The 19,273-nt window shown below is 63.5% G+C and carries 9 protein-coding genes and 2 pseudogenes; 5 read left to right on the forward strand and 6 right to left on the reverse strand.

The features are described from left to right. The first annotated feature begins 8 nt into the window (after window positions 1-8). Window positions 9-4,490: a DUF5801 repeats-in-toxin domain-containing protein gene (locus tag ACFQPB_RS00560; RefSeq protein WP_382218921.1), complete on the forward strand. Its 4,482-nt coding sequence runs from the start codon at window positions 9-11 to the stop codon at window positions 4,488-4,490. Window positions 4,491-4,721: 231 nt separating this feature from the next. Further along, entirely contained in the window at window positions 4,722-10,913 is a 6,192-nt protein-coding gene (locus ACFQPB_RS00565; protein ID WP_382218923.1) for a retention module-containing protein, read from the forward strand. A gap of 51 nt (window positions 10,914-10,964) precedes the next feature. Here ACFQPB_RS00565 and ACFQPB_RS00570 read toward each other — a convergent pair whose 3' ends face one another. Further along, window positions 10,965-12,878 carry a bifunctional diguanylate cyclase/phosphodiesterase gene (locus ACFQPB_RS00570; RefSeq protein ID WP_382218925.1) on the reverse strand — a complete coding sequence of 638 codons (1,914 nt, stop codon included), beginning with the start codon at window positions 12,876-12,878 and terminating at the stop codon, window positions 10,965-10,967. Between the two features lie 55 nt (window positions 12,879-12,933). Next, on the reverse strand, window positions 12,934-13,626 hold the full coding sequence (locus tag ACFQPB_RS00575; protein WP_382218927.1) for a transglutaminase-like cysteine peptidase: 693 nt from the start codon (window positions 13,624-13,626) through the stop codon (window positions 12,934-12,936). A gap of 225 nt (window positions 13,627-13,851) precedes the next feature. On the opposite strand from ACFQPB_RS00575, the pseudogene ACFQPB_RS00580 reads away from it, so the two are divergent. Beyond that, window positions 13,852-15,126: pseudogene (locus ACFQPB_RS00580) on the forward strand (TolC family outer membrane protein); the annotation flags it as partial. 78 nt (window positions 15,127-15,204) lie between these two features. Beyond that, a pseudogene (locus ACFQPB_RS00585) lies at window positions 15,205-15,696 on the forward strand (OmpA family protein); the annotation flags it as partial. 62 nt (window positions 15,697-15,758) lie between these two features. Here the strand turns inward: ACFQPB_RS00585 and lipA are convergent. Genes lipA through ACFQPB_RS00605 form a run of 4 tightly spaced genes read right to left on the reverse strand, consistent with a single transcriptional unit; the run spans window position 15,759 to window position 18,577 of the window. Continuing rightward, window positions 15,759-16,718, reverse strand: a complete 960-nt coding sequence (gene lipA, locus ACFQPB_RS00590; RefSeq protein ID WP_382200732.1) for a lipoyl synthase — start codon at window positions 16,716-16,718, stop codon at window positions 15,759-15,761. A gap of 6 nt (window positions 16,719-16,724) precedes the next feature. Continuing rightward, on the reverse strand, window positions 16,725-17,393 hold the full coding sequence (gene lipB, locus ACFQPB_RS00595) for a lipoyl(octanoyl) transferase LipB (RefSeq protein WP_382218929.1): 669 nt from the start codon (window positions 17,391-17,393) through the stop codon (window positions 16,725-16,727). A 1-nt stretch (window position 17,394) separates the two neighbouring features. Beyond that, entirely contained in the window at window positions 17,395-17,670 is a 276-nt protein-coding gene (locus ACFQPB_RS00600) for a DUF493 family protein (RefSeq protein ID WP_382200728.1), read from the reverse strand. A 16-nt stretch (window positions 17,671-17,686) separates the two neighbouring features. Beyond that, entirely contained in the window at window positions 17,687-18,577 is an 891-nt protein-coding gene (locus tag ACFQPB_RS00605; protein ID WP_382218931.1) for a D-amino acid aminotransferase, read from the reverse strand. Between the two features lie 198 nt (window positions 18,578-18,775). Between ACFQPB_RS00605 and ACFQPB_RS00610 the strand changes: the two genes are divergently transcribed. Beyond that, window positions 18,776-19,273, forward strand: a complete 498-nt coding sequence (locus ACFQPB_RS00610) for an ATP synthase subunit I (RefSeq protein ID WP_382218933.1) — start codon at window positions 18,776-18,778, stop codon at window positions 19,271-19,273.

The following is a 19,273-nucleotide window of genomic DNA, read 5'->3' on the forward strand; positions in this document are numbered from 1 at the left end:
ATGGTGGCGTGGCCTCTCAGGAAAACTGGCTGAACCTGCCGACCATCACGTTTACGGGCGTGGATGGTGATGGTGACGAAGTGAGCGTGGGCTTGGCTGCGCGCATCCAGGACGACGTGCCCGAAGTGGTCGTCAATGCGCCCACGGCACCCATCATTCCGGCCTTCTCGCTGACCTACCACGGTGGCGAGGCGGGCCACAACAACAGCATTGGCTTCTATGTGAAGAATGCCGACGGTACGCCGAAGGCAGGCGCCGTGCTGTTTGATGGCGTGCGTGACGCCACCTCCGCCGATGGCGCGGCAGGCACCTTGACGGTAGGGGGCATGGCATACACAGTGGCTTTGATCCCTGGCGGCAAGGGTTACACCGTTCGGTTGCCGGAGGGTGTTGCGCCTGATGACATTGGCTTCTTCTTGGTGCCCAACGGCGGGGCTGCCGACGCACGGTTTGATCTGACGCCTGTGTCCTTCGATAAGGTGGAAGGGGCCTGGGCGGCAAAGGTGGGCAACACGGTTCTCAATGGCGATCTCGATGGCGCCGGCGGCAGCCGCATCTACTTCTCTGACAACGCGCTCAACAACGACGGCCAGTCGCACGTTCAAAACACGCCTTCTGGTGTGTGGAGTGGTGTGGGCAACTTCAACTGGGAAGACCTGAAGATCACGTCCGGCTCGTCCGACAAGGACTACGAGGACGTCAACCTGACGCTGAACTGGTCTGGCGTGCCCTTGCTGGTATCTGACGCTGGCACGGCCGGTAATGCCAAGAGCATCGACAAAGACAACGATGATGATGAAACCAAGCTCAGCAGCCGTTTTAAAGTGAGTTACGGCGCCGACGGCGCTGCCACCACGAACCCGCTGACCTACGGCTTCAAGTTCACCTCGGGTGCTGTAACCATCTTGAAGGACACGGTCACCCAAGAAAACGTTCGCCTGATCGCCGGGCCAGATGGTTCCGTGCTCGGTGTGATTGGCTCGGTTAACGCCCCGACGCCGGTGTTCTCGTTGTCGGTTGACGGCAGTGGCGTTCTCACGCTCACGCAAGAGCGTGCCGTGCTGCACGGCAGCAACAACCCGCACGAAATCATCAACCTGGGCGCGGGCGTGCTCAGCTTGGTGGCCACCGCCACCGATGGTGATGCCGACAAGACCAGCAACAGCTTCGACATCGGCCGCCAGCTGAACTTCCAGGACAGTGGCCCGGTGGCTGCAAACGACTTTGTCACTGTGGTGGCCACCGCCGCGGCGCCGACCTTTAACGTGTTGACGGGTGTGGGCACCACCGGCGGGGCTGGCAAAGACACACACGAAGGCATGGAAGACGGTGCGCAAGCCCAAGTGGTGTGGGTGCGCCAGGGCGACGACCGCAGTGGCGCAGTCACCGATTTCTTTGCCAGCGCTGCCGATTCCAGCGTGGGTGCCGCCGGCAGCTTGGGCTCGCTGACGCTGGAGCGCGACGGCGACGCCACCTACACCGTGGACACCAACAAGGCCAAGGTGCTGGGTCGCAACGAGTCGTTCAACGACCAGTTCAACTACCAGATGAAGGACGCCGACGGTGACACCGACGTGGCCAACATCCAGGTCACCGTCCAAGGTGTGAACGATCGTCCTGAATTCTTGACGGGCAACGACCAAACCACGACATTGAGCTTTGATCGCAACGGTGACGGTGACACCAACGACGCGGGCGAAAAGTCCCACGAGGCCCCCGCAAATGCGGACGGTTTGAGCTTCCTCGTGCATGAGGACAAGTTGCAGCAGCCCAAAGGCAATGCCGAGTCTGATGCACAAAAGATCAAAGACATCGGCACATTCGGCGTGGCCGACCCTGACGCCACCGATGCGGTGACCGTTGCCTTCAACACAGCGGTCAAGCCATTGGGCATCACGTCTGGCGGCAAAGAGGTGGTGTGGGTGTTTGATGGCAACAAGGCCACCGGCTACCAAGCCAGCAGCCCGGGTGTGGCTGATACCAACAAGCCGGTTGTGGTGGTCACCGTCAGTGGCAGCTACGTCAATGGTGAACGCAGCTTCACTGCCGAAGTCGAACTCAAAGGCGTGCTTGACCACAACGTGCAGGGCGACGCGGATTTCAAAGATCTAGGCTTCCAGCTGACGGCGAGCGACGGTGGCGTGGGTGCGTTGACCGATGCGCTGAGTTTGTCGGTGCGGGTGGAGGACGACGCACCGAAGGTCACGATCACCCAAAACGACTTTGCACCGCTGGTTCAGTCGGACAAGACCTTGAGCGGCCCAGCGGACACCGAGTCTGCGAGCGCGAAATTCACCGTCCAGTACGGTGCCGATGGGGCCAAGGCCGTTGACGGCACGGTTTACAGCTTCAAGCTCGCCAGCAATGGCGCCGACAGCGGTTTGGTGGACATGGGCACGCGCCAAGCGGTCAAGTTGTACACCAGGCCAGACGGTGTGGTGGAAGGCCGTGCGGGCAGCGAAACTGGTGCGGTGGTGTTTGCGCTCACCGTCAACAAGGCCACCGGCGAAGTGTCTCTGGATCAGCAGCGTGCCATCAAGCACGATGAGTCTGGTGCTGGAGACGAAATCAAGGCACTGGCTGCGAACCAGCTCAGCGTGGTGGCCACCGCCACCGACGGTGACGGCGACATTGTGTCGAATGAGTCTGACCTGGGCGGCAAGCTGCAGTTTGGCGACGATGGCCCCACCGCCAGCAACATCATCACGGCCGTGGGTGTGGCCAACACGTTCTACGCCAACGTCATGATCAGCCTGGACGTGTCGGGCAGCATGGCTTGGGACTCAGGTGTTGATAAACCTGGGAGGGGAACCGGAAACTACACGCGTCTTGAAGCCGCCGTTAAGGCGATTGAGCAGATGCTGGATGCGTACCAGGCCAAAGTGACCGGCCCCGGCGGCGTGGGTGCAGGCAACGGCGAGGTCCGTGTCAGCCTCTCAACGTTTGCCACCGACAGCGTGCAAAAGACCGACGGCTGGGTGACTGTCGACCAAGCCAAGGCCGCGTTGGCCAACCTCACCGCCAACGGCGCCACCAACTACGACGACGCCTTGCAGGAACTGCTGGATTCGTTCAACAACAATGACACCACCGCCACACCCGGTGCCACTTATGGCCAACCGTTGAACACGGTGGGTGTGCGCAATGTGTCGTACTTCCTCAGCGATGGTGAGCCAACCATCTCTAACGCAGATGGATCGAACAGTAACCCTGGAGATGAAACGAATACCTCGCGAGGCGATGGCATTGCGGCTGGCAACGCCCCGGGATTTGCCGTCAATGGCACATCTGAAGTCGGTGAAGCCGACTGGACCAAATTCCTCGGAGATAACAAGGTGATTTCGTATGCAGTTGGCATCGGCACGGGCGTAAGTGAAACGTATCTGAAGCCCATTGCCTACAACGGTGAAACGAAGGTGAACGACGATGCAGGCCTCGTCAAGGTCATAAGCGACATCGACGATCTTGCGTCCACCTTGGTGGGCACGACAAATTTGCCGCTCGCCGTGAACGGGTCGCTTGTCAGCAACGGCAACAGCTTTGGAGCGGACGGTGGCTATGTCAAATCGGTCACGATCGATGGCAGGGAGTACACCTTCAATGGCACCACGGTTGCTGGCGCCTTGGGTACTGGCCAGCCGGGCAGCGTTGACGGAACGAAGTTGAGCGTCCAAACCACCGATGGTGTTTTCCAGTTCGACATGAAGACTGGCGACTACAGCTTCATACCTGTGGCGTCGGCGCCGAGCGCCTCCAAGACGGTGGACTTTGTCTTGGCAGACAACGACGGCGACACAGCCGCCGCCACCTTCAAGGTGGTTTTGAGCAGCAACGGCGTGCTGACAGGCACCGAGGGCAACGACATCATCATCGGCAGCAACGCCAATGAAACCCTGAATGGTTTGGGCGGGAACGATGTGCTGTTGGGCGGAGGTGGCAATGACACCCTGAACGGTGGTGCTGGAAACGACACCCTGGACGGTGGTGCTGGTAACGACATCTTGAACGGTGGTGCTGGTAACGACACCCTGAACGGTGGTGCTGGTAACGACACCCTGAACGGTGGTGCTGGTAACGACACCCTGAACGGTGGTGCTGGTAACGACACCCTGAACGGTGGCGCCGGTAACGACACCCTGACTGGAGGGGATGATGCTGACCGCTTTGTGTGGTTGGGTGATGATGAAGGAACAGTTGCTGTGCCGGCGGTGGACTATGTGATGGACATGGACACCACCGGTGGCGATGCGGACACCTTGGATGTGGCCGATCTGCTGGAAAACCCATCAGCCAGTTTGGCCGGCTACTTGACGTCGACAGCCGTGGATGCGCCGAACCCGCCCGATACCGACACTGAAACAGACGATGTGCGGATTCAACTGGACCCGACCAGCGCCGGACCGGGGAATACGGTTGCCTCGGAGCAAGACATTTTTGTCTTGAATGCCACGATAGCCAACGTGACTCCCCGAATCGATTCGACGGATTGATTCGGACTCCGAGTGAGTGGTCGACAAGTTGTTGACCATCCAGAAGCCAGTGCTTGCGCACTGGCTTTTTTGTTGACCAGTCGACCGAAGGCGGCGTGCAGAAAGGTCGAGCCATGGAGCTTCGAAATGGGCTTGCAATCGTTTTCAATTGACTGCACCGCCGGCCAATAGTCGCTGAGGCTGGCTCCGGCCATGCTCTCTCCCTGTCATCCAAAACATCAGGGAGAAACCATGGCTCAAGTCATGACGGTTGTGTCCGTGACGGGCACGGCTTTTATTGTGGGCGCCGACGGCGCCATGCGCGCTGCCAAGCCGGGCGCCAAACTGGCTTTGGGCGAGACGTTGGTCACCTCGGCCAATGCGCGGGTGGAACTGACCGCCGAAGACGGCGCCACGCTGCCCGTTGGCCCACAAGCGCAGTTGAAGGTGGACGAGCAGTTGTTTGTCACCGCCGCACCCGCGTCGCAGCAGGCCGCGCTGGCCAGCGGCACCATCGACCGGGTCATCGACACCCTGGCGGGCGGTGGGGACCTCACGGAAGATCTGGAAGCTCCTGCTGCAGGTGCCGGCGGCGGCGCTGGCGATGACGGCAATGGCTTTGTGCGCTTGCTGCGCATTGTGGAGCCCGTGGACCCGCTCGCGTTTGACTTCGAAACCAGCCTCTCCGACTTGCCGCCCGATTATCAGGGGCGGCCCGGTCTGATCGAAGAATTGCCGATCACCGAGCCACCCGTCAATCCGCCCGAGCCACCGGCGCCACCCGCCCCTGCGCCGGGCCCCGCTCCTACACCCGCTCCTACACCTGCCCCGGCACCCAGTCCGGCACCAACGCCCGCGCCAGAGCCCCCACCTGCACCGCCAGCACCCACTCCAGCCCCGCCACCTGCAGTGGACTCGGTGAATCGGGTGTACGAGGCGGGCATGCCTCAGGGCACCAAGTCTGAAACCGACGATGAGATCGCCACCGGCACCCTCGCGATGCCTGCTGGCTGGACACCTGTGCCCATCACGGGCAGCACGCCCTACGGCACATACAGCATCAACGCGGACGGCACCTACACCTACACACTCACCACAGCCACCACCGATGTGGGCGGCGTGCCGGAAACCGATCCCATCAGTTACCAGATGACGGACGGTCAGGGCAATTTCGTCACCAACACCCTGACGATCACCATCATTGACGATGTGCCCATCGCCAAGGACGATGGGGTGCAGACGGTGACCGAGGATGGCGACATGCAGTCGGTGAGCGGCAATGTGCTGGACAACGATGTGTACGGCGCGGACGGTCAACACGCCACCACCGCATTCGCCTGGGGCGACAACACCGCCGCCGCAGCGGTGTTGGCGCAGTACGGCACCCTCACGCTGGGGCCGGATGGTAGCTACGTTTTTGTGCTCAACAACGGCAGTGCCGCCGTGCAGGCGCTCACAGCGAACGACCGCGTTGAACAAACGCTTACCTACACCATCCGCGATGCAGACGGGGACATGAGCACGGCCCAGGTCACCATTCGCATCCAGGGCCAAGACGACACCATGGGCCTGCAAGCGCCAGGGGTGACGGTGCACGAGAGCGGTCTGCGCAGCGTCACCGACACCAACAACAGCGAAACGGCCCAAGGCAGCATCACCTTGGAAAGCAGCAGCCCGCTGCAAAAGGTGGCAATTGGTGGCAAGGTGTTCACCTTGGCGCAGTTGCAAGACCTGGCCAGCCTCAGCCCTGCGGAGCGCAGTGTGGTCACCGCCAAGGGCACGCTCACGTTGACCGGCTTTGTGCCCGATGCCACCGGCGGTGGCAGCTTGCAGTACAGCTACGTGCTGGCCACCGCACAAAATCACACGCCGGGCGTGCCTCTGTTGGACGAATTTGAGGTGACCCTCCAAAGCGCGGCGGGCAATGCACAAACCACGTTGACCGTGGAGATCTTGGACGACGCGCCGTTTGCTCGCGACGACGCTGATCAGGTCACTGCCGGTGCTACCGGCTTGCTTGCGCGCAGCACCAACGGCAACGTCATCGACGGTGTGGGCACCACCAGTGCTTCCACGGGGGTGGACGTGGCGGGTGCCGACGGCGCTCTGCGTGTGGTGTCCAGCAACGGCCAAGACGTGGTGGGTCCGACCCAGATTGTCGGCGTTTACGGCACCTTGACGCTGTTGCCCAACGGCTTCTACACCTACACCGTCACCAACCCGGCTGCGGTCGATGGCATGTCTGACGTGTTCGAATACACCGTGTCGGATGCCGACGGCAGCACCGCCACCGCCACGCTGACCGTGTTCCTGGGCCGCGATGCCCTTGTGCCCCAGGTCACGGGCGACAGCGCGCAGGTGAGCGAGGCCGGTTTGGCAGTCGGCTCCCAGCCCACCTCCAACGTGCACGTGGCGGAGGGGCAGTTCACCGTCAAGGACAACGGCCAGGGTTTTGCTCTCACCGTGGCGGGTGTGCCGGTGGTTCTGAGCAGCGGTTTGCCGCAAACCATCAACGGGGGCCTGGGCACGCTGGAGATCATCGGCTACACGGTCACGGGCAGCGGCGCCGGCACCGAATACCTGATTGACTACCGCTACACCCTCACGCAAGCCACCGCTAACAACACCGCCCCAGTGCAAGAAGTGTTTGCCATTTCGGTGATTGACGGCACGGGCGATCCGAGCAACGTGGGCCAGATTGTGATTGACGTGCTGGATGACGCGCCCGTGGCCCGCCACGACACCGACACCGTGCCGGCCGACCGTGGCTTGGTGGCGCGTGGCAACGTGATCACTGGCGAAGGCACTAGCGAAGGCTTGGGCGGTGTTGGCGCCGACAGCATCAGCGCCGACGGCACACGTGTCTCGGGTGTGGTGCGGGTGGAAAACGGTGCGAGCGCCGTGCCGGGTGCTACGCTGAGTGGCCGCTACGGTCAATTGGTGCTGCAGCCAGACGGCAGCTACACCTACACCGTCACCAGCAACCACGGTGGTGACGCGGTCGGCAAGAAGGAGGTGTTCGAATACACCTTGACCGATGGCGACGGCACCGCGCGAAAAGCGACGCTCACCATCGAAATCGGCCCTTCCGTCCTTGTGCCCCGTGTGGAAGCCACGGGTGGTGAGGTGCACGAGTCCGACCTCAACCCACGCGGCACCGATGCCGGCTTGGTGACCGGTTCCACGCCGGAGGGTACCCGTGAGATCACAGAAGGCACCTTCAGGGTGGACATGTCGGGTGAAAACGGCTGGCGCAGCGTCACCATCAACGGTACAGCCGTGGCGGTGGGTGCGGTGATCGAAACCGCCCACGGGCGGCTGACCATCACCCAGTGGCCCACCTCGGGCGAAATTCGCAACGGCCGCTACACCTACGAGTTGCTCAAGCCGGCCGACCACAGCGCGGGTGAGGTGACCGACAGCTTCACGCTGCGCGCGGTGGACTTTTCGGGCGATGTCGGCGAGAAGACCTTTGAGATCCGCATCGTCGACGACGCGCCGGTGACGCACCCTGACGCCAACCAGACCTTGGGTTACCCCAAGCTGATCAGCACTGGTAACGTCATCTCAGCCGCGGTGGGCGAGCCAGACCGAGCCGGTGCCGATGGCGCCCTGCACGTGGTGCGTGTGTCCACGGCGGTTGGCGCTGGCAGCAGCGCGGACGTGAGCGGCGGTGTGGCCACCCTGCAAGGGCAATACGGCATGCTCACGCTGCTGGCCAACGGGCAATACGTGTATGAGGTGCGGCAGATGGTCACCGGCACCAGCCCTGTCAACGACACCTTCACCTACACCGTGCGTGATCGCGATGGCACTGAGAGTTCTACGCAACTGGTCATCACCATCGACCCGCTGGGCGGTGGCAGCGGCGGCAGCGAACCCGTGATTCTGTTCAACCCTGTGGAGGTGGACGAAGAAGGCCTCGACCCCGGCGGGTCCAGCGCAGGCAATGGCACACAAACCGTCAGTTCCAACTTCATCTTGCTGGGGTTTGGTGTGGGCACACCTACGCTGCAAATCGCGGGTCAGCCGGTGGACTTGGCCAACCTGGGCAGTGGCGTGGCCGTGCCAACGGCCAACGGCCTCATGACGATCACCGGTTGGGATGCGGCAACCGGGGTGGTGAGTTACACCTACACGCTCACCTCGCCACTGGATCACACGGCGGCCTCCGTGGACAACGTGTCCATCGTCGCCTCCAGTGCCAGCGACCCCAGCGTCAGCCAAAACGCCAGTTTGCCGGTGACGGTGCTGGACGACACACCCGTGGCCCGAGACGATGTGGACTCGGTGCAGGTGGGCGCGGCCAACCCGGCCACGGGCAACCTGCTGACCGGAGTGGATGCAGCAGGTGGTGACAGCAACACCACCGATGGCGTGGCCGATGCACCGGGCGCGGATGGCGTGCTGCGCGTGACCCAGGTCAACGGCGTGGCGGTGGCCACTAGCGGCGACACCGTGGTGGTGGGGCTGTACGGCACGCTGACCATCGGCGCGGATGGCCGTTACAGCTACCAGCCCACGGCAGCCAACAACGCGGGCAAACAGGATGTTTTCAGCTATACCGTGGCAGACGGCGACGGCTCCACCAGCACGGCCAAGTTGACCCTCAATTTGTTGCCCAACAACACGGTGCCTGTGGTCACGGTCACGCCGGGGCCCGATGGTTTGGTTTTCCAGGAAAGCCATTTGCCCATCGGATCCAACCCTGGGGGCACCGGCGAAAAGCTCACCGGCTTCACCGTCACGGTGCAGACGGGTGGGGTGCCACTGACCTCCATCACCAACCCCTACACGAGCGCGACACACCAGTTGAGTGCCATCAGCGGTGCCAGCAGCAGCAACCCCATCAGTTTTGCCAACGCCAACTACCGCATCACCTACACCAGTTATACGGTCAGTGGCGACACGGTGTCCTTCACCTACGACGTGGAGCGTTTGAGTCGTGTCGCCAACGTCAATGACGCAGACGTCACCTCTGTCCTGACCTGGCGTGCCACCAACACCCTTGGTGCGGTCAGCGCCGACAACGCGGCGCCAGCCCAGGTGAGGCATCAGTTTGTCGACGACCACCACACCGCCGTGGACGACACCTTCTCGGCGGTAGAGGGGGCCGGTTTGTTGGCCACCGGTTCGCTCATCACCAACGACCTCAAAGGCGCGGACGGTGCCATCACCGTGGTGGGCGCCGGCTTGGGCCCTGCAACGGGTGCGCCCACAGTGGGCGGTGTGGGGCTGGTGCTCAACGGCAACTACGGCACCCTGGTGGTGGCGGCCAATGGCAGCTACACGTACACCGGCGTGGCGCAATCGGTGCCCGTTGGCGCCACCGAAACCTTCCACTACACCATTGCCGACGCCGACGGCTCGCGCAGCAGCGCCACTGTGACCATACAGATCGAGCAAGACACGCGGGTGCCAGTGGTCACCATCGCCTCGTTTGGCCCAGTGTACGAGGCTGGCCTCACGCTGGCCGATGTGCTCAGCGGCGACTTCATCGGCTCCCAGGCGGGTGAGCTCGCTGTGCCCACACGCACCAGCGGCAGTTTCGCCATCCAGGGCAACGGCGAGGTGGTGACCTTGAAAATCGATGGCGTGCCCGTGGCCTTGACGCCGGTCAGCGTGGGCAGCAGTTATGGCGGCGACCACGGTGTCTTGTACATCACGGCCATTGCCATCAACGCCGCAGGCGAAGTGGTGGTCAGCTTCGACTACCAACTCAAGGACAACCGCGTGGGCACAGGAGGCGACAGCTTCAGTCTGAGCGTGACCGACGCCACGGGCGACACGGTCGTCCAACCGCTGGTGATTGACATCGTGGACGATGCCCCTGTGGCCCGCGACGACACCGACAGTGGTCTTGCCATCGAGGGTGCGCTGGTGCAGGGCAACCTCATCACGGGCGAGGGCACCAACGAAGGCCTTTGGGGCGCAGGTGCAGACGCGAGCGGTGCCGATGGTGCCGTGGTGGCGGGCTTGGCCGCTGGCGATACCTTGCCCGGTGTTGCGCCTGCGGGCAGTTACACCGTTGCGGGCGCTTTTGGTCAGCTCACCGTCTGGCCCAATGGCAGCTACAGCTACGAGGTGTCTGCGGCCGGCGCGTCAGGGGGCACTGACGTTTTCACTTACCTGCTGCAGGACGCCGATGGCAGTACCTCAACCGCCAAACTCACCATCGAACTGAGTGGCTCCGCAGGCCGCGCGCTGGGCACCTTGTTGCCCGAGGGCAATGCGCTGACAGCGCTGGACGTTTTGGCGCCAGAAAGCGTGTTGCCTTTGGATGCTGGGGCGCCCCAGGGCCCCGCACCGGAAGTGACCGAGCCCACGGCTGACGCCGCCCCGGTCGCACCGCACAGTGCCGATGTGCTGCACCTCAGCTTGGATTGGGACTTGCTGGCGGCAGATCCGCTCAAGCCGGGCAGCGCCGGCCCGTCGGACGGTTGACGCCAGCTGCCGCACCCACTGCCTCAAGCGGTGGGTGCGCGCAGGAGTGTGTCACTTCACCCCCGGCCCCGTGGCCCCATCAAAGCCCAGCTTGGCCAACAGTGGCAGGTCGTCGCGGTTTTCCACACCGAGGGCGATGACCACGATGCCCAGCGCGTGCGCCATGTTGCACAGGCCTTGCAGGAACTCCTGGTTGCCGGTGTTCTCCGCGATGCCGCGCACGTAGCTGGGGTGCACCTTGATGTAGTCCAGGCCCAGGGTGGAAAGTTTGTCGCTCTCGGCAAAGCGCTGGCCAAAGTACTCGATGCCGACGCGGCAACCCAGCTCCTTGAGGGTGCGGGCCAGTTCCTTGAAGGCGTCGAACTGGCGGAACACGCCGTACTCAGGCACCTCGAACAGCAGGCGTTTGCAGATCTCGGGGTAGCCTTGCAGCAGTTCGGTGAGTTGGTTGCGGAACTGGAAGTCGGCGATGGTTTCGGCCGACAGGTTGACCGCGATGTCGCCGCTGCGGGTGCTCAGGTGTTCGATGGCGAGCTTGACCACGTTGAGGTCGATGGGGGCCGTGAGGTTGAGGTTGGCCGCCATGGGCATGAAGTCGCCTGCCGACAGCAACGTGCCCGAGGCATCGGTTTGCAGCCGGATCACGCTTTCCTGGTGCAGGGCTGCGCCTTCGCTGCCACGCACCACCGGGTAGAAGGCCAGGCTCAGTTGGCCACCACGCACCGCTTCGGTCAGCAGCGTGCGCCACTGTTCGGCTGGCACCGACATGCGTGACTTCCCGTCTTCCACCACAAACATGCTGTTGGAGCCCTTGGCCTGCGCCTGCGCTAGCGCCTCATCGGCCCGCGTCAGCAGGTCGGCCAAGCTCTGGTCGCGGTGGTAACGCACGGCGGCGAGGTGGAACAGGTCGGTGAATTCGTTCTGCCACTTGGGCAGCCACTCTTTCATGAGGCGGTCGTGGATGTCTTTGGCCGCTTCGGTGGGTGACTCGAACGTGGGGCAGACCACCGCAAACTCGCCACCCTTGAGGCGGCCCGCGCGTTGACCACCACGCCCGTTGCCGGCGTTGTAGAGCACCTGGCCCAGGTCTTTCAGCAGCTCATCGGCTCGGCGGTGGCCCAGCTTGGCGTTGAGTTCGTTGAGGTAGACCAGCCGCACCATCACCAAGCTGCCGACCGAGCCAAAGGTTTCACCCGCAATGATCTCGCGCAGGTGCGACAAGAAGTACTCCCGGCTGGACAGGCCGGTCACCGCGTCGCGGTTGACCTTTTTGCGCAGGGTTTCCAGGCGCGCGGCCTCTTCGGCGAACATGGCTTTGAGGCGGCCCACCATGTCGTTCATGGCGCGCGTCACCGCACGCAGTTCGGGTGTGCGAGGCTCCTCCACCGTGGTGAAGCGGCGCTCGGCAATCGCCTGTGCCTGCCCCACCACATCGTTCAGCGGGCGGGTGATGAAACGGATGGCCAGGGTGCCCAACAAACCCGTGGCAGCGCTGCCAAACACAAACCAGGCGAGCAGCTCCAGGGTGCCTTCCCACAGGCTTTTGTAGACATACTGGTCGTGGCTGGCCAGGCTGATGGTGGCGAACTGCTTCCAGCCGTCTTGCACCATGGCCTGCCCCGGCTCCGCATGGATGGGAATGAGCCGGGCAAACCAGCTGGGCGCGCCTTCCAGCTTGCCTTCGTACACCTTCTCCACCAGGGTGTCACCGTTGGGCGCGGTCAGGCGGATGAAGCGGTAGTGGCCGGCGTCAAACTGCGCGGCCACCTGCAACTCCATCGTCACCGGGTCTTTGTCCATCTGCGTGAGTGACAGCGCCAGCGCGGTGGCGTTGTCGATGTTCTTCACCTGCAGCTGCTGTTCCAGGTAGTGCCGCGCAGAGAGCACGCTGACCACCAGGCTGCCGCCAAAAGCCACCGTCATCACCAGCGCGATGGCAATCCAGAGTTGTTTGATCAGTGACATGGTGGGCTCTCGGTGCGGGTCGGGTTGGATGCTGGGTGGGATGCGGGTGTGGCCATCACAGGCCCTCTTGTTTCATGCGCTCAAGCAGGTCGCGCCAGCGCGACAGGCGTGCCGTGGGGTCGCCCGATGAGGCGGCTTGACCGGCCACCCACAGGCCCTGCCCGTTGAAACTGAAAACGGGTGACAGGTCGGTGCGCGAAGAGGCGGGCCGTATGCTGCCGATCAGGTTGTCCAGAATCAGGGGTTCGGCCGTGGGCGTCTCAAAATAACCCAACACCATGTGGGCTTCGCTGCGCCCGCCGATGTTGGCACGCACATAAATCATGCGGATTTTTTCGGCCGGTACACCCACCATGAGCAAGCTCATGTACTTGGCGATGGCGAAGTCTTCGCAATCACCGGCGCCTTGGCCAAAGAACTCCAGTGGCGTGGCCCAGTAGTCGTTCTGTCGCCAGACCACGATGTCGTTTTCAAACAACACGCGGCGGTTGAAAAACGTGTTGACGGTGCTGAGCTTTTCTTGCTCACCCAGTGCGCGGCTGTCGTCCATCATCTTGCGCCACGCCACCACCTGATCCACCGCTCGCTGACCGTAGCGCTCCATGGCGATCTGCTGCGTCTTGTCGAGCTGGGGCTGCGCCAGCGTCAGGCCGCCGATCAACGCACCGATGGCGCACACCACGGCCAGCGCGGCTTTGGGCGGGCGCTGGAGGCGGTGAACGGCTGACCAAAGGCGTGTGGGCTGCATCAAGTGGCGTGCTGGGGTCAAAACGGCAGCGGGCGGGCGCCGAAGTTGACATTTGCGACTGTATGCCAAGCGAAATGCCGCCACAACCGCTTACAAAGAGCTACATTTCCCAAATGCAAAGTCTCTGAAAAAAATTTTTACACAGATTCCGAAATCACTTATAACGTTTTTCTTTGCAGGAAACGCTGGCACGTTGGCGTGCCTTTACAACCTTGGAGGATTTTCATGAACAGAACAACACTGACCGCCGTGTGCGCCGCTGTGCTGGCCGCCACTGGCGTGGTGGCACACGCTCAAACCCTGCCGGCCCCGCTGGTGGAAGCGGCGCGCAAGGCCGTTGTCAGCAACCCCGAAGTCCAGGCACGTTGGCATGCCCTGCTGGGCTCGGAGGCCGAGCGCAACGTGGCCAAGTCGGCCTACCTGCCTCAAATCGACCTGGATGCGGGTGTGGGCCGCGAGTGGCAGAAGCGTCCCGGTTCGTCGCAGATCGATTTCACCCACACCCGTGCGGGTGTGCAGCTCAACCAGATCCTGTTTGACGGCTTTTTCGCCCGCAACGAAGTGGCACGCCTGGGGCATGCCAAGCTGGTGCGCTACTACGAGCTGATCGACGCCTCGGAAACCGCCGCGCTGGAAGCCTTGCGCGCTTACGCCGACGTGGCGCGTTACAGCGAACTGGTGGAGCAGGCCAAGCAGAACTACATCGAGCACAAGCTCACCGCGCAGCAGTTGACCGAGCGCACCGACGCCGGCGTGACCCGCCGTGTGGACCTGGAGCAGGCCAATGGCCGTCTGGCCCTGGCCGAATCCAACCTGCTGACCGAAATTTCCAACCTGCACGATGTCAGCGCCCGTTACCTGCGCATCGTGGGTGAAAAGCCGGCTGCCACGCTGCCGCCGATTGCCGCCTCCGCCAAACTCGGTGGCCTGCCCGCCAGCGCCAGCGACGCCATGAAAAACGGCCTGGCCAGCAACCCGGCCCTGAACGCTGCCTACGAAAACGTGCTGGCCGCCAAGCTGGGCGTGGAAACCCGCAAGGCCGCCTACATGCCGCGCGTGGACTTCCGTGTGCGCCAGTCCTGGGACCGCAACCTCGATGGCGTCCAGGGCGGCTCGCGCGACGCCGCAGTGGAACTGCTGCTGAACTACAACCTGTACCGGGGCGGCGCCGACAAAGCCCGCGAGGTGCAGGCAGCCGAGTACCAGAACGAAGCGCGCAACCTGCAGGAAAAGGCCTGCCGCGACGCCCGTCAGACCCTGGCCATCGCGTACAACGACGTGGTCCGTTTGACCGAACAACTGGGTTACCTGGACCAGCACCGCCTTTCCACGGAAAAAGCCCGTGAGGCCTACCGCCAGCAGTTCGACATTGGCCAGCGCACGCTGCTGGACTTGCTGGACACGCAAAACGAGTACTTCGAAGCGGGCCGTGCCTACACCAACGCCTACTACAACCACTTCGTGGCTCAGGCGCGCACGCTGTCGGGCATGGGCAAACTGGTGCCTGCCCTCAACGTGGCCCGCCCCGACATGCCGACACCCAAGGACGTCGGGCAGGATCGCGATGGCATGGACCCGTCGGAACTGTGCCCCTTCGACACGCCTGACGTGTTGATGATCGACAAGACCAAGGCCGTGGCCGATGCGCCCCAGCGCGCGCGTCCGGCCCCTGCTCCGGCGAAGGCAGCGCCGGCCGCTGCTGCGGCGCCTGCGGCCCGCACGACCTTTGCCGCCGATGCGTTGTTCGACTTTGCGAAGTCCGACCTCAAGCCCGAAGGCAAAACCGGCCTCGACGCGCTGATCACCAAGATCAAAGGCGTGAACCTGGACGTGGCCATTGCGGTCGGGCACACCGACTCGGTGGGCTCTGATGCCTACAACCAAGCCTTGTCTCTGGCTCGGGCGGAATCGGTGAAGGCGTACCTGGTCAGCCAGGGCATCCCGGCCGCGCGCATCAAGACCGAAGGCAAGGGCGAGAGCCAGCCGGTGGCCGACAACGCCACTGCCGAAGGCCGTGCCAAGAACCGCCGTGTCGAAATCGACGTGGTGGTGGCGCCTGCCAAGAAGTGATGCACGTCAGCCCATGAAAAAACCGCGCCACGGCGCGGTTTTTTCATGGGTGTTCGAAAGCCTCAGACGCCGGCCGCGTGGGCCTGCTGGTCGGCGTGGTAACTGGAGCGCACCATGGCGCCCACGGCCGCGTGCGAGAAGCCCATCTCATACGCCTTTTCCTCGAACATCTTGAAGGTGTCCGGGTGCACGTAGCGGCGCACCGGCAGGTGGTGGCCACTGGGTGCCAGGTACTGGCCGATGGTCAGCATTTCAATGTTGTGCTCGCGCATGTCGCGCATCACGGCCAGGATTTCCTCGTCGGTTTCGCCAAGGCCCACCATCAGGCCACTTTTGGTGGGCACGTGGGGGAACAGGGCCTTGAACTTCTTGAGCAGGTTGAGGCTGAACTGGTAGTCGGAGCCGGGGCGAGCTTCCTTGTACAGGCGTGGCACGGTTTCCAGGTTGTGGTTCATGACGTCGGGCGGCGCGGCTTTCAGTATCTCCAGCGCTCGGTCGTCGCGGCCACGGAAGTCGGGCACCAGCACCTCGATCTGCGTGGTCGGAGACAGCTCGCGCGTCTGACGGATGCACTCCACGAAGTGGCCAGCGCCGCCATCGCGCAGGTCGTCGCGGTCCACGCTGGTGATGACCACGTACTTGAGCTTGAGCGAGGCGATGGTTTTGGCCAGGTTGGCGGGTTCGTTCACGTCCAGCGGGTCGGGTCGGCCGTGGCCCACATCGCAGAAGGGACAGCGGCGGGTGCACTTGTCGCCCATGATCATGAAGGTGGCCGTGCCCTTGCCAAAACACTCGCCGATGTTGGGGCAACTGGCTTCCTCGCACACCGTCACCAGCTTGTTGGCGCGCAAGATGTCCTTGATCTCGTAGAAGCGGGTGGTGGGGCTGCCGGCCTTGACGCGGATCCAGTCGGGCTTTTTCAGCACCTCGCCGCGCTCGACCTTGATGGGGATGCGCGAGACCTTGTCGGCCGATTTCTGCTTGGCCGTGGGGTCGTAGGCGGGCGTGGTGGGTGCGTTCATGGGTGTTCAGGGCGCCAGCAGCGCCCGCAGGTTCTGGCCCAACACGCCGGCAGCCGTCTGCCAGTCGGTTGGGACCCCGATTGTAGAAAGGTCCACCGTTTTCAAGCCCGCGTAGCCGCAGGGGTTGATGCGGCCGAAGGGTTCCAGGTCCATGGCCACGTTCAGGGCCAGGCCGTGGTAGGTCTTGTGGCGGCTGACTTTGATGCCCAGGGCGCTGATCTTGCCCAGGCCTCGGAAGGGGTCATGCGCCGGCTGCGGGTCGCGCAAGGCTGAATGGTCGAACGGGTCGGCCAGGCGCACGTAAATGCCGGGCGCACCGGCCACGCGGTGGCCGGTCACGCCAAAGTGCGCCAGGGTGCGGATCACCGCTTCTTCGAGCCGGTAGACGTACTCTTTGACGAAGTAGCCCGCGCGTTGCAGGTCGATCAATGGGTATGCCATCACCTGCCCGGGCCCGTGGTAAGTGACCTGGCCGCCCCGGTTGGTTTGCACCACGGGGATGTTGCCTGGCATGAGCAGGTGGTCGGCCTTGCCGGCGAGCCCCTGGGTGAAGACCGGCGGGTGCTCGCACAGCCACAACTCGTCTTCGGTCGCCTCGGTGCGCTCGGCCGTGAAGGCCTGCATGGCATCGAAGGTGGGCAGGTAGTCCACCTGGCCGAGCTGGCGCGTGATCACGTCACAAGACCACTTTGACCATGGGGTGTGAGGACAAGGTGCGGTACAGCTCGTCGAGCTGCTCGCGGCTGGTCACGCGCACGGTGATGGTCAGGCCCAGGTAGTTGCCGCCTTTGCTGGGGCGCTTTTCCATGGTGGCCGGGTCGAAGCCGGGGTCGAAGCCTTGTGCCACGATGGCGATGGCTTCGGCAAAACCGTCCACGTATGCGCCCATCACCTTGATGGGGAAATCGCTCGGGTACTCGATCAGCGACTGCTCGGGCGGAATGTCTCTCATGGCCTCATATCCTGGGTCAAACCGATTGTTCCGCCTTGGCTTGCTGGTAGCCGGCCAGCAGGCGCGCGTACACCGGGCCGGGTTTGCCGTTGCCCACCGGCTGGCCGTCCAGTCGGGTGATGGGCAGCACCTCTTTGGTGGCCGAGGACAAGAGCAGCTCGTCGGCGGCCAGCACCTCGGCGCGCGTGATGGGGCGCAATTCGAAGGGGATGCCCTGCGCGGCGCAGATTTCTTCCAGCAGGCCAAAGCGGATGCCTTCGAGCACCAGCTGGTTCTTGGGTGGGCCCATCAGCACGCCGTTCTTGACCACCCAGACGTTGCTGGCCGCCGCTTCGCTCAGGAAGTCACCGCGGAACATCACGGTTTCCAGTGCGCCCTCGTCGGCGCTGATCTGACGCGCGAACACCGCGCCCAGCAGGCTGGTGCTCTTGATGTGGGCCTTCTGCCAGCGGAAGTCGTCGGCCGTCACGCAGGCCACGCCTTCGGTGCGTTGTGCTTCGGTGGGTGGCTTCATGGTGCTGCACATCACAAAAACGGTGGGTGCGACGCCTTCGACCATCACGTGGTCGCGCACGGCCACACCACGTGTGATCTGGATGTAGATGATCTGGTCCACCGCGCCGGTGCGCGCCGCGTGGTCGGTCAGCAGTTGGCGGGCGATGGCCAGCCATTGCTCACGCGACAGTGGGTTGCCCATGCGCAACTCGGCCAGCGAGCGGTCCAGGCGGGCCAGGTGCTGTTCCAGGCGGAAGATGCGACCGCCATAGGCCGGCAGCACCTCGTAGACGCCGTCGCCAAAAATGAAACCGCGGTCGAGGACGCTGATCTTGGCGTCTTGCAGCGAACTGAATTCGCCGTTGAGGTAGCACAGGTTGTCGGGCAAGGAGGCGGGGGATGCGTTGTTCATGAACCGAATTATCCCGCCGCCGGCCGATGCCGCTGAGGCGGTGGCGAGCGGCTTGACGAATCCATGGGGTTTCTACGTATAATCGGCGGCTTTGCTGGCCTGGCTCACTGCGGGGCCGCGCCCGTAACCTCGCTGTAATTCAAGATGGCAACAATTGAAGACCCAGCAACAAGGGGTGCTGGCAAGCTGCAAAAGCCCATGCCTTCAACGGCATTCGAAGAAGCAGATGAGGCCGAGCAAGACGATTTCAAGCCGCTGACGCGCGAAGAGGCGCAGCAGTGGCGGCAACGGCAGCCACACACTTCGGTGTGGGCTGTGTTGGGGTGGCAGGTGGTGTTGGCTGTGTTGGCGGCGTGTGTCGCGGCAGTGCTGACCCGCAGCCAGCCGGTGGTGGTCTCGTTGTTGTACGGGGCGGCTGCCGTGGTGGTGCCCACGGGCCTGATGGCCTGGGGCTTGACCAAAGGTGCGCTGTCAAAGCGCGCGGCCGGTGGGGCGCAGGCTTCGCTGGCGGGTTTTTTTGTGTGGGAAGGTGCCAAGCTGCTGCTGGCCATCGCCTTGCTGGCGTTGGCCCCCAGGCTGGTGGCCGACCTGAACTGGCTTGCCCTGGTGGCGGGCCTTGTGGTGGTTCTCAAGGCGTACTGGCTGGAGCTCTGGTTCCGGGCGCGACGCCTCAAACAAAACTGTGAATTGGGTTAA

Origin of the sequence: Hydrogenophaga atypica, from assembly GCF_042665215.1 — a bacterium.
GTDB classification, from domain to species: Bacteria; Pseudomonadota; Gammaproteobacteria; order Burkholderiales; family Burkholderiaceae_C; genus Hydrogenophaga; species Hydrogenophaga defluvii_A.